This window comes from bacterium (assembly GCA_026708055.1).
In the GTDB taxonomy this organism is placed as follows: Bacteria; Actinomycetota; Acidimicrobiia; order Acidimicrobiales; family CATQHL01; genus VXNF01.
This window is the reverse complement of the sequence record JAPOVS010000036.1, coordinates 1-12,356: the sequence shown is the minus strand read 5'-3', so window position 1 is coordinate 12,356 and position 12,356 is coordinate 1. Positions and strand designations below refer to the sequence as shown.

The window sequence follows — 12,356 nt, the reverse complement described above, 5'->3', positions numbered from 1 at the left end:
ACATGGAACCCATCGTGCCGCTGACCGATGTCGAGAACTTCGCCGAGGGCCTCGATCACGCTGAGGGCATCTGCGCGGCGCCCGACGGCACCATCTACTGCGGGGGCGAGGCCGGCCAGCTCTACGTGATCGAGCCGGACGACACGCCGCGGGAGATCGCCAACACGGGCGGCTTCATGCTGGGGCTGGCCGCCGACGGCGACGGCAACGTCTACGCCATCGACCTGGTGAACAGCACGGTGTGGCGATTCAGCCCCGACGGCAGCGAGCGGAGCGCCTTCTGCACCGGCAACGACGAGCAGTCGCTCGGGGTACCCAACTGGGGGGCCTTCGACGCCGACGGCAACTACTACCTCACCGACTCCGGCGGCTGGGGCGAGCAGAACGGCTTCGTGTGGGTGCAACGCCCCGGCGCGCAAGCCGAGGTGTGGAGCACCGAGTCGGTCAACTTCCCGAACGGCTGCGCCGTGTCGGCCGACGGTTCGCGCCTGTGGATTGTGGAGAGCTACCCCAGCGCCATCGTGGAGATCCCGATCGGGGCCGGCGGATCGGCCGGGGCGCGGCGGGAGTTGTGCGACCTGGGGCTGGCGGTCCCCGACGGCATCGTGGAGACCACCGACGGGTCGCTCGTGGTGTCCTGCTACCGGCCCGACACCATCTTCGTGTGGCACGCCGAGACGGGGCTGCAGGTGCTGGCGACCGACCCCCGGGGCGCGATCATCGCCGCTCCGACCAACTGCGTGTTCACGGGCGACGACCGCGACGTGCTCGTGTTCCCCAACCTGGGGCGCTGGCACCTCAGCAGGTTACGCACCCCGTACCGGGGCGTGGGCTGCTTCTACCCCAGCGTCGCCCGCATCGACGGCGACGAGTAGGGAGTCGTCCCGAATGGCTTGCTTGTTCGGATCACTGAAGATCCGTCATTCCGGCGCAGGCCGGAATCCAGTGTCCGGCCGCCCGTCCTGGACCGACACGAGGGAGGACCCGTGAGCGATCCCGACGCTGTCGCCGTCACCGTCCCCACGGATTACGTGGGCGGCCTGTTCGACCTGTCGGGCAAGGTCACGCTCATCACCGGCGGGGCCAGCGGGCTCGGCGAGGCGATCGCCGTGGGGTTCGCCGACTGCGGTGCCGAGGTGACGTTCCTGGACGTGGACGCGGCGCGGGCCGAGCGGCTGGTGGCCGCCACCGCCGAGCAGGGCCGGCGGCTGCGGTTCATCGAGGCCGACGTCACCAGCCGGGAAGACATGGAGAGCGCAGTCGCCGAGGTGCTGGCGGCCCACGGCCACATCGACATCCTGGTGAACTGCGCCGGCACGGCCGCCCGGCACCCCGCTGAGGACTTCCCCGACGAGGTCTGGGAGCGGGTCGTGCGGCTGAATCTCTGGGGCACCTTCCTGTCGTGCCAGATCGTGGGGCGCACGATGATCCAGCGGGGCCGGGGCGCCATCGTGAACATGGCCTCCATCGGCGGCAGCCGGGCCTATCCCGAGACGACCGCCTACCTGCAGAGCAAGGGCGGCGTCATCCAGATGACCCGCAGCCTGGCCCTGGAGTGGATCCGCCACGGGGTGCGGGTCAACGCCCTGGCGCCGTCCATCTTCGAGACGCCGCTGGTGCTGGCCTCGGACCGCAAGCGCAGCTACACCAGCGAGTTCATCGCCGCCCGCACCCCCATCGACCGCCGGGGACTGCCGAGGGAGATCGTGGGCCCGGCCATCTTCCTGGCGTCGGATGCCGCATCCATGGTGACCGGGCACATACTGAGCGTCGACGGGGGGTATCTCTGCGTATGAGCGACGAACGAGGACGGCAGATCGAAGCGGTGGACGCCCTGACGGTGCGCGCCCCGGTGCCGGAGGTGATCCGCTTCGGCGACTGGGTCATGGAGTACCGGGAGTTCGGCCTGGTGCGGGTGCGGACCCGCGACGGCGTATGCGGGTACGGCTTCACGCTGAGCCGCGACGGCCCGATTGCGGATATGATCCATGACTACATCGGGCCGCGCTATGTGGGACGCCCCACCGATGCGCCCGAGGCGGCGTTCGCCTCGGTGCAGCGCTCCAACCTGTCCTGCCTGGTCGGGGGGATCGGCCTGCGGGCGCTGTCGATCGTCGACCTGGCGGTCTGGGATGCCGAGGCCAAGCGCCGCGGCCTGCCCATCGCGCAGATGCTGGGCGGCTCGAACGTGGCGATGCCGGTGACGGGTATCGCCGGCTACCCGCCCTCCATCGGCCCCGCCGAGGTGATCGATCAGGTCACCGACCTGTACGAGCGGGGCTACCGGCGCGTCAAGCTGCCGATGGCGCCCGATGTCGTGCGCTCCAAGGCCCGGCTGGAGGCGGCCGCCTCGGTGTCCGACGACCTCTGGGTGGGGTGCGACGGGGCCTGGGTGTTCAACGCCGTCGACGATGCCGTCGCCTTCCTGGAGAGCCTGGACATGACTCTGGGCTGGTTCGAGGACGCCTTCGCACCGGGCAACGCTCGCATCATCGCGGCGCTGCGAGAGCGCTCACCGTTCCCCATCGCCTTCGGCGACGAGCAGGGCGGGGCGCACTATCCCGAGTCGCTGGTTGCTCACAACGCGGTGGACTTCGTGCGGGTCGACGTCACGACGATGGGCGGGATCACCTCGATCGGCGACATCCTGGCGCAGGCGGACGCGGCCGGCATGCAGGTCGCCCCGCACATGAACGCCCTCGAGCACGCCCAGATCTTCGGTGGCCTGGGCCGCCCCGACCTTCCGCTGGAGTGGGGCATCGTCGGCAGCGGCGTGGATCAGTTCGCCGACTCGCTGCGGCAGCCGGTGGTGCGCGACGGACTCATGGATCCGCTGCCCGACGAGCCCGGCTTCGGACGGCTCGTCAACCCCGATTGGCTGCGCAGCGTGCCCCACCACGACCCGGCGGGCATCATCGACGAGGCCGCGGCGCTGGAGGGCTGATGGAGCGCGACCTGCGGGGACCGGTGCGGTGTGACCCGGCCTCGTCGGGACGCGCTGTGGGATCGACGGAGTGTGCGCCGGGTTCGGCGGCACCGGAGGAATGATGAACGTTGTGGCGAGCCCCGCGGGCGGCCGGGTCTTCGAGGCGCGTGAGCGGCGCTTCGGGGGCTGCTTCGAGGACTTCGAGGTAGGCGACGAGTACCGCCACTGGCCCGGCAAGACCATCACCGAGGCCGAGAGCCACCTGTTCTGCATGCTGACCCTGGCTGTGCACCCCCTGCACGTGGACTCGGCGCACTTCGACGGCACCCAGGGCCCGTTCGAGCGCCCGGTGGTGGCCGGCCCGCACGTGTACTCACTGCTGTTGGGCATGAGCGTGCCGGACATCTCGGGGCGGGCGCTGGCCAACCTGGGAACCACCGACCTGCGCCACACGGCGCCCGTATACCCCGGCGACACCCTCTACGGTGCCAGCACCGTGCTCGAGACCCGCGCCAGCCGATCGCGTCCCGACGCCGGCATCGTCACCGTCGAGACCGTCGGCCGCAACCAGGACGGCGAGGTGGTCACGACCTACAAGCGCTCGGTGCTGCTGCCGCGCCGATCCACAGATGGCGGCTGAGGGGGCCGCGCCCGGGGCCGGGGAGTGCGCCGGGCCGCTGGCGGGCGTCCGGGTGGTGGACATGGCGACGGTCGTGGCCGGCCCTGGCGCCGCCCGGCTGTTCGGCGACTTCGGAGCCGACGTGATCAAGGTGGAGTCGCCGAGCGGCGACTCGGTCCGCCGGCTGGGGTGGATGCCGCCCGACGGCGACGGCGACTCCTACTTCTGGAAGCTGGCAGGGCGCAACAAGCGCGCCGTCGTGCTGGACCTCAAGACCCCCGAGGGCCTCGAGGCCATGTTCGGGTTGATCGACGGTGCCGACCTGCTCGTCGAGAACCTGCGGCCCGGCAAGCTGGAGGCTCTGGGCCTCGGGCCCGATGTGCTGCTCGCGCGCAACCCGCGGCTGGTGATCCTGCGCGTCACCGCCTTCGGCCAGGAAGGCCCCTACGCCCAGCGGCCCGGCTTCGCCACCCTCGCCGAGGCGCTCAGCGGCTATGCGGCGATCAGCGGCGAGGCCGGCGGGCAGCCGCTCCTGCCGCCGGTCGCGCTCACCGACGAACTCACGGGCACGCTGGGGGCCTTCGGCGCCTTGGCGGCGCTGTGGGAGGCGCGCCGCAGCGGCAAGGGTCAGGTGGTGGACCTCTCGCTGGTGGAGGCACTGATGCACGTCATGGGCCCGCTGCCCTCGGCGTTCGCCCACCTCGGCTATGAGCAGCCGCGCCTGGGCGCCGGCATCCCCTATTCGGTGCCGCGGGGCACCTACCGGTGCTCCGACGGCGAGTGGGTGGCGCTCTCGGCCTCCAGCGACACGGTGGCGAACCGGGTGCTGGATCTCATCGGCACCGGCGACGACGAGCGCTTCGTCACGTTCAACGGGCGCTTCGAGAACCGCGACGCCCTGGAGGCTCTCGTGTCGGGCTGGATCGCCGAGCGACCCGCGGCCGAGGTGATCCGGCGCTTCGAGGAGGCCGACGCCGCCATCGCCCCCGTCTACACCATGGCGGATCTGTTCGCCGACGAGCACTTCACCCAGCGCGGCCTGTTCACGACCGTCGAGGACATCGTCATGCAGGCCGTGTCGCCGCGCCTGTCGCGCACGCCCGGCAAGGTGAACTTCGCGGGGCGCCCGCTGGGAGCCGACACCGACGACGTGCTGGCCGAACTGGCCGGCGAGAATCCGGCCGGCGAGACCCCGCCGTCCGGCCACGTGAAGGAGGCCACCGATGAGTGACGCAGCCGAGTACCTGGTCCACATCGAGGTCGACTGGCCGCCCGACGGCGACCCCGTCCGGCGTGACGAGCTCATGGCCGCCGAGCGGGCGCGCGGCCGGGAACTCGTCGAAGCGGGCGTCATCCGGCGGCTTTGGCGCGTCCCGGGCCAATGGGCCAACTGGGGCGTCTGGCGCGCCGACTCGCCCGACGAACTCCACGCCGCCCTGGCCTCACTGCCCTTCTTTCCCTGGCTCGACATCCAAGTCATTCCCCTCGCCGGTCACCCCAACGACCCGGGCTAGGAGCCCGATGAGCAATGCCGCGGAGGGCCCTCCCCGTCATTCCGGCGAAGAGCCTGCGCCGGACTCGATCCGGGGCCGGATTCCAAGGTTCAGCCGCCCGACCAGCGCTTCCAGTGGATTGCTCAGCACTCTCCCAAGACTGCGCTGAATAATGAGGGGTTCTCTGCGGCGTCGGATGGTGATCGGTCTGGTGGCTGCGCTGCTGGCCGGTGCCTGTTCAGACGGTGGGCAGCAGGCCGCCGATGAGGGCGGCGGGCTGGCCGGCGCGTCCCCACCTCCGGCTCCGGAAATTCCCCTGCAGCCGGTAGCGGCGGCTTCCACACTCACGGCCCCGGCAGCTCCGACACTCGTGGCTCCGGGAGTCACCAGACCTGCGACTCATGGCGACGCCGGAACTGAGGAGGACGATCCTTTCACGATTCACCTGAGCGAGGGCAGGCAGAGCGACGGCGAGGATCCGCCGACGGTGAGGCGAGCCGAGGGCCTCGTGCTGGGAGACGAGGAGATCCGCGCGGTGATCGACCGGCTGCCCTCGTGGGAGGGCGACGACTCTGGCGCAGTTGACTTCAACCGTCCGGCCGCATCGCTACCGCCGCCCCGCACCGGCCGGACCGTCGATCAGCCGTTCCCGGCCGGGCCGGACATCGCAGCACCGGCTGTCGATCCGGGACCGCTGGAGGTCCTGAGGGTCCAGCCCGAGGGTGAGGTGGGCATCGCCCCCTTCGTCAGCATCACCTTCAACCAGCCGATGGTCCCGCTGACGACGCTCGGCCAGATCGAAGTCCTCGACGTTCCTGTGAGGATGACGCCGTCGCTGCCGGGCCGCTGGCAGTGGATCGGCACCCGCACGCTCCGCTTCGAGCACGACCAGGAGATCCTCGATCGCCTGCCCATGGCGACCAGCTACACCGTCGAGGTTCCGGCGGGGACCAGGTCGCAGTCGGGCGGTGAGCTGGCCACGGCGTTCCGGGCCACCTTCGAGACGCCGACTCCGAGCCTGGTGCGGCTCGAGCCGCAGCACGAGTCCCTGGGCCTTCAACCGGTGTTCGTGGCCGTGTTCGACCAGCGAGTCGAACCCGCCGAGGTGCTCGGAGCCGTCACTCTGGTCGCCGGCGGCGAGGAGCGCGAGATCCGCCTGGCCACCGCCGCCGAGATCGAGGCCGACGAATCCGTCAGGTACTACGTCGAGCAGGCGCTCGAGGGCACGTGGGTGGCGTTCGGGCCGGTCTCGCCGCTCGAGCCCGACTCGGCGATCCGGATCACCGTCGGCCCGAACGTGCCGTCGGCCGAGGGTCCGAACCTCAGCGGGGACTCGTCGACCACCGAGGCCCGAACCTACGCGCCGTTGCGGATACTGGACAGCAGCTGTGCGAGATGGCCGTGTTGGCCGGGCGAACCCCTAGATGCATGGTTCAACAATCCGCTCGACCCGGCAACTCTGGTTGCCGACGAGTTCTCCGTAACGCCTGAAATCCCGGGTGCCACGATCTCGGTCTTCGGGCACGAGTTGTCCGTCAGCGGTCCGACGGTGCGCGGCACCGTCTACAAGGTGGTGATCCCCGCGACGCTGGGCGACGTATTCGGTCAGACGTTGGGGGAGCCCGAGACGGTCGAGTTCGAGATCCAAGAGGCGAGCCCGCTGATCTGGTCGCCGGGAGGGCACTTCGTCACGCTCGACCCGTTCGCGGAGAAGCAGACCACCCCGGTCATCGTGCGCCAATGGGAGCGGCTCCGCGTGCGTCTCTATGCCGTGGATCCGAGCGACTACCGGTCGTACGAGCGGTTCGAGGACTTCGGGCGGGAGTTCCTCGACGCGAACGACCTCACGCTGGTCGACGCTCCGTGGCCGCTGACGGCGGAAGAGACCGTTGACACCGGGATCGACGGCAGCGCTCTCACCGAGGTTCGGCTGGATCTCTCCAGTGCCCTCGAGGGTGAGCACGGTCACGTGGTCGTGACCGTCGAAGGGGTCGGCAGGCCCCGAGGGAAATCGGACGGCGATCCGAGCAGATCTCGGGCGGTCGCCTGGGTTCAGGACACGGACATCGGCGTCGACCTCGTCACCGACGGCCGCACGCTGGCGGTGTGGACAACCGATCTGCGCTCCGGCGACCCGCTGCCCGGAGTGGAGATCCAACTCGATTCCCGGGACATCGGGCTCGTCAGCCACGCCAACGGCATCGCTCTGGTGTCCTCCGACTCGGTGGACGTCCGGACGGCGGTCGCATCCCTGGGCGATGACCGGGCGCTCGTACCCGTGCGCATCCAGGAGAGCCCGCCCGCAGATCAAGTCATCTGGTACACCACCGACGATCGCGGCATGTACCGCCCCGGTGAGACTCTGCACCTGAAGGGCTGGGTGCGGAATCTCGATTGGAGCGGCGATGGCGATCTGGAGTTCCTCCCCAGCGGGACTCTGATCGCCTACACGGCCGTCGGCCCGCGCGGCAACGATCTCGGCAGCGGTGAGATCCGTACCGATGGCCATGGCGGATTCGATCTCACCGTCGAGTTGAGTGAGGGCGCGAACCTGGGTTGGAGCTCGATCGAGTTACGGCTCCCGGGCACCACCGATCGCTGCTACTACTACACCAGTCGCTGCCACACCCACTCGTTCCAGGTGCAGGAGTTCCGCCGCTCCGAGTTCGAGGTGGAGGCACGAACCGAGTCGGCGGACCCGCACTTCATCGACGAGCCGGCGGCGGTGGCGGTCGATGCCCGGTACTTCTCCGGTGGCGCCCTCCCCAACGCAGAGGTCATATGGACCGTCACCGCCCGGCAGGCGTCGTACTCCCCGCCCAACTGGAACGACTTCACGTTCGGCGTATGGCGGCCATGGTGGCATCTCGACCGAGACTGGACCGCGCCGGAGGTGGAGTACTTCTCCGGGACCACCGACTCCACGGGGAGCCACTACCTGCGCATGGATTTCGAAGGCGATGGCGACGGTCTCCCCACGGCGGTGAACGCCCAGGCGCAGGTGCTCGATGTGAACCGCCAGCGGTGGGCGTCGGCGACGGACCTGTTGGTGCATTCCTCGACCCGCTATGTGGGTGTTCGCTCCGACCGCACCTTCGTGAGGATCGGAGATGGGATCGACATCGAGGCCGTCGTCACCGACGTGGACGGCAATCCGATAGCCGACCGAGCCGTCTCGGTGACAGCGGCGCGCATCGTCCACAAGTACGTCGCCGGCGAGTGGGTGGAGGAGGCTCTGGACGCCGAATCCTGCGAGACCACCTCCCGGCTGGAGCCGGTGAGCTGCGAGTTCGAGGCGGCGGCGGGCGGCCGCTACCGCATCTCCGCGCATGTCGTCGATGACGCGGGGCGAACGAGCCGCACCGAGGTGACCCGCTGGGTGACCGGCGGGTTGGCCGGCGTGCCGAGCCGCAACGTCGAACTCGAGGCCGTGGAACTGATTCCCGACGCCGAGACCCACGCAGCCGGTGACGTGGCGGAGATCCTCGTCGCCTCACCGTTCGCCTCGGCTACCGGGCTGATGACCGTGACGCACAACCGGATCGTCGAGCTGCGCACGTTCGAGGTGACCGACCACGCCGCGGTTCTGGAAGTGCCGATCAGCGACAAGCACGTCCCCGAACTCCGGCTGCGGGTCGATCTCGTCGCCACGACGGACAGGACCGCCGACGACGGCTCGGTCCTTGCCGGCGCACCTCCCCGACCTGCCCACGCGTCCGGGGAGATCGTGCTGCGGGTCCCACCCGTGCAGCGGACCCTCGACGTCACCGCCACGCCCGCATCGGCGGTGGTTCGGCCCGGCGCCTCCACGAGCATCGCGGTGGAGGTCAACGATGCCGGCGGGGATCCGGTCGAGGGTGCCAACGTCCTTCTGATTGCCGTGGACGAGGCGGTGCTGGCCGTCGCGGGATACGAACTGCTTGATCCCATCGAGGTCTTCTACCGTCCCCGGTCCGTGCGCCTGCTGGGGGCGCGCATCATCAGGGGCACGATCCTGCTCGAGAGCCCCGAGGGGCTGGAGGACCGGATCGAGGCCGCTGCTGCCGAAGATGAGGCCACTGTCGCCCAGGCAGAGGCCGCGGCGGCTCCCGCTCCGGCACCTCGCGCCGTCGCAGACGGGGCCTCCGGACCCCTGGTCGAGGTCCGCCGGAACCTCGATGCTCTGGCGCTGTTCGACCCGGACGCCGTCACCGACGCCGAGGGGCGGGTGACCGTCGAGTTCGAGTTGCCCGACAATCTGACGCGTTACCGGGTGATGGCCGTGGCGGTCGAAGGCGCCAAGCGCTTCGGTTCGGCCGAGTCGGCCATCACGGCGCGGCTGCCGCTGCAGGTTCGGCCCTCGGCGCCCCGGTTCTTGAACTACGGCGACCGCTTCGAGTTGCCGGTTGTGGTTCACAACCAGACCGACGCCGCCGTGGAGGTCGATGTGGTCGTGCAGACCTCCAACCTGGAACTTGTGGGGTCGGCGGGAAGGCGGATCACAGTTCCGGCCAACGATCGGGTCGAGGTGCGGTTCCCGGCCCGGACGAACGCACCTGGGGTGGCCCGGCTCCGCGCCGCGGCGGTCTCAGCCGCTCACGCCGACGCCCAAGAGGTGTCCCTGCCCGTGTACACCCCGGCGACCAGCGAGGCCTTCGCCACCTACGGGGTGGTCGACCGGGGCGCGGTCATCCAGCCGATAGCCGCCCCCGAAGACGTGATCCCGCAGTTCGGCGGACTCGAGGTCAACACCTCCTCGACCGCGCTGTCCGCCCTCACCGACGCTGTGCTGTACCTCGCCGACTACAGGTATGCGAGCTCCGACGCCTACGCGGGCCGCATCATGGCTGTCTCCGCGCTTCGGGACGTGCTGGGGGCCTTCGAGGCCGAAGGTCTCCCCGGCCCGGAGGAACTCGACGCCACAGTGCGCCGCGACATCACCGAACTGTCGTCTCTCCAGAACTATGACGGCGGCTTCGGGTGGTTGTGGCGCGACCATGACTCACGCCCGTACTCGTCGATCCAGGCGATGCACGCGCTCGTCGTTGCCAAGAACAACGGCTTCGACGTTCAGGCCAGGGTGATGGAGGACGGGCGCCGGTACCTGCAGGACATCGAGAGCCGTATCCCGGCATTTTACAGCCGGCGCAGCGGGGACATGTTGCTGGCCTACGCGCTGCATGTGCGCTCACTGGACCGGCAGCGCGTGGCCGACGATGCCCGCGCCCTCTGGGGCCGCCGGGGCGAGGCTCTGCCGTTGGACGCGCTGGCCTGGATCTGGCCGGTGGTCGACGATGGCGGCATCGAAGCCGAGATCGGGCGAATCGTGAACAACCGCGCCGTCGAGGGTGCCGGGGCGGCCACGTTCGCCACCGACTACGGCGAGGACGCCTACCTGCTGCTGCACTCCGACCGGCGCACCGACGGCATCGTGCTCGATGCGCTCATCACGATGGCGCCGGTGTCGGATCTCATCCCCAAGGTGGTGGCGGGTCTGCTGGGCCACCGGGTCCGGGGACGCTGGAACAACATCCAGGAGAACACGTTCATCCTGTTGGCCCTCGAACGGTATTTCGACACGTTCGAGGCGACCGATCCCGAATTCGTCGCCCGGGTGTGGCTCGGCGACCTCTACGCGGCCGAGCACACCTTCGCCGGGCGCAGCACCGATCGGGGCGCCACGCTGATACCGATGGCCGAGCTGCTGGACGCGGGCGACACCGATCTCGTCGTCCAGAAGGTCGGCGAGGGCCGCCTCTACTACCGCCTCGGCCTGCGCTACGCCCCCGACGACCTGGATCTGGAACCATTGGACCGCGGCTTCGTGGTGCAGCGCAGCTACGAGGCGGTCGGCGACCCCGGCGACGTGCGGCTCGACGACGACGGCGTCTGGCATGTCCGGGCCGGCACCGAGGTGCGGGTCAACGTGACCATGGTGAACGACAGCCGGCGCACCAACATGGCGCTGATCGACCCCCTGGCCGCCGGCTTCGAGCCTCTCAACCCGGCGCTCGCGGTGACCGGCGACGTCGACGTCCGTGACGACAGCGGCTGGTGGTGGTGGACCTGGTACCGGCACCAGAACCTGCGCGACGACCGTGCCGAGGCCTTCGCGTCGTATCTCTGGGCGGGAACCCACGAGTACAGCTACGTCGTCCGAGCCACCACGCCGGGTTCCTTCGTCGTACCCCCCGCCAGAGCCGAGGAGATCTACGCACCAGAAGTCTTCGGCCGCTCCGCCACCGACAGGGTGATCGTCCAGGACAGCCGCTGAGCCGTTCCGGGAGTGCCCCAAGTTGGCTGCGCGGCACGCGAGTGACCAGTAGGGCGCCGGCTACTTCTCAGCCGCCGCGGCCACGGTGGGTGACGCCGAGATGCTTCTCCGGGCTGACGGGTGAGGCAGGGGGACCGCATTCCGGGCACACGGACCCGGGGAGGGCACGGCGGTCACGCAGTGAGTGGGTTCTCCCAGCGGGTCTCGGCGAAGCGGGCGAAGTCGGTGTCGGCGCTCATGACCGTGAGGCCGTGCTCGATGGCCAGTGCGGCCAGCATGGCGTCCGGCACCAGGTTGGCCGTCACGTGGTGTTCGGTAACAAGGTCGCCCAGAATGGCGGCGGTGCGTGCCGTCGGCGGCGGGATCCAGGTGGGTTCGGCGTCGAGCCAGCGCCGCACGCAGCCCCACGCCTGCGCGGTGGTCAGGGGATTGGAGTAGATGCGCGGGTTGGTGCCGATACGCAGGAACGCTCCGATGGTCTGCCACGGGAGCGCCACCCTGCGGCGGCCGTTCAGCACCGCGACCAGCCATCGCGCCGCCCGCTCGTGGTGCGGCGAGGAACCGTCGGTGGCGTACAGCAGCAGGTTGGCATCGATCAGCACGGCGGATCGGTCTCATCCAGCAGGCCGATCACGTCGCCGATATCGGTGACATCGAGCTTCTGGCCCATGTCGTAGGAGTCATGTTCGTACGACGAAGAAGCCTGCGCCTTCGTCAGGCCCTCGCGGGCGAGGCGGTTGACGGCCTCGCTCACGCCGATGCCATCGGATCGCCGCAGTCGCTCCACGGCAGCGGCCACGTCTGCTTGCAGTGTCAGTGTCGTGCGCACGTCGGGAGCCTAACATCCTGATGCGGCAGATACAGCATCAAACTGCAGTAGTGTCATCGCTCCATTCGAACGCAGGCGGTTCGGCGTCGAACTGCACGCTGCCGACCCGGTCGAAGAGCTGATTGGCTGGCTCGATGCAGAGTCCGATTCTGCATGCGCGGGTTCCTGTTGGAGAACCTCATCGTCTCCGAGGCGGTCAAGCACCGCTACAACCGGGTCCGCCGCCCGAACCTGTC

At 69.7% G+C, this 12,356-nt stretch carries 9 protein-coding genes; 7 read left to right on the top strand and 2 right to left on the bottom strand.

Annotation, left to right across the window (positions count from 1 at the left end):
• The first annotated feature begins 2 nt into the window (after nt 1–2).
• From OXG55_07015 to OXG55_06985, 7 genes are all read left to right on the top strand, one after another.
• Nucleotides 3–875 (top strand): SMP-30/gluconolactonase/LRE family protein, encoded by an 873-nt coding sequence (locus OXG55_07015; protein MCY4102994.1) that lies wholly within the window; start codon nt 3–5, stop codon nt 873–875.
• Between the two features lie 111 nt (nt 876–986).
• Nucleotides 987–1,796: a glucose 1-dehydrogenase gene (locus tag OXG55_07010; protein ID MCY4102993.1), complete on the top strand. Its 810-nt coding sequence runs from the start codon at nt 987–989 to the stop codon at nt 1,794–1,796.
• Complete coding sequence (locus OXG55_07005) at nt 1,793–2,944, top strand: hypothetical protein (GenBank protein MCY4102992.1); 1,152 nt, start codon at nt 1,793–1,795, stop codon at nt 2,942–2,944. Before OXG55_07010 ends, OXG55_07005 begins: the two co-directional genes overlap by 4 nt.
• Before the next feature lie 100 nt (nt 2,945–3,044).
• Nucleotides 3,045–3,566, top strand: coding sequence for a MaoC family dehydratase (locus tag OXG55_07000; protein ID MCY4102991.1), 522 nt, complete (start codon nt 3,045–3,047; stop codon nt 3,564–3,566).
• A complete protein-coding gene (locus OXG55_06995) occupies nt 3,556–4,776 on the top strand; it encodes a CoA transferase (protein ID MCY4102990.1) in 1,221 nt (406 codons plus the stop codon). Before OXG55_07000 ends, OXG55_06995 begins: the two co-directional genes overlap by 11 nt.
• Nucleotides 4,769–5,059 carry a muconolactone Delta-isomerase family protein gene (locus OXG55_06990; GenBank protein MCY4102989.1) on the top strand — a complete coding sequence of 97 codons (291 nt, stop codon included), beginning with the start codon at nt 4,769–4,771 and terminating at the stop codon, nt 5,057–5,059. Before OXG55_06995 ends, OXG55_06990 begins: the two co-directional genes overlap by 8 nt.
• Before the next feature lie 466 nt (nt 5,060–5,525).
• Entirely contained in the window at nt 5,526–11,291 is a 5,766-nt protein-coding gene (locus OXG55_06985) for an MG2 domain-containing protein (protein ID MCY4102988.1), read from the top strand.
• A gap of 173 nt (nt 11,292–11,464) precedes the next feature.
• On the opposite strand, the gene OXG55_06980 is transcribed toward OXG55_06985, so the two are convergent.
• Nucleotides 11,465–11,893, bottom strand: coding sequence for a PIN domain-containing protein (locus OXG55_06980; GenBank protein MCY4102987.1), 429 nt, complete (start codon nt 11,891–11,893; stop codon nt 11,465–11,467).
• Nucleotides 11,887–12,120 (bottom strand): ribbon-helix-helix domain-containing protein, encoded by a 234-nt coding sequence (locus OXG55_06975; GenBank protein MCY4102986.1) that lies wholly within the window; start codon nt 12,118–12,120, stop codon nt 11,887–11,889. The genes OXG55_06980 and OXG55_06975 overlap by 7 nt, the downstream gene beginning before the upstream one ends.
• Nucleotides 12,121–12,356 lie beyond the last annotated feature (236 nt).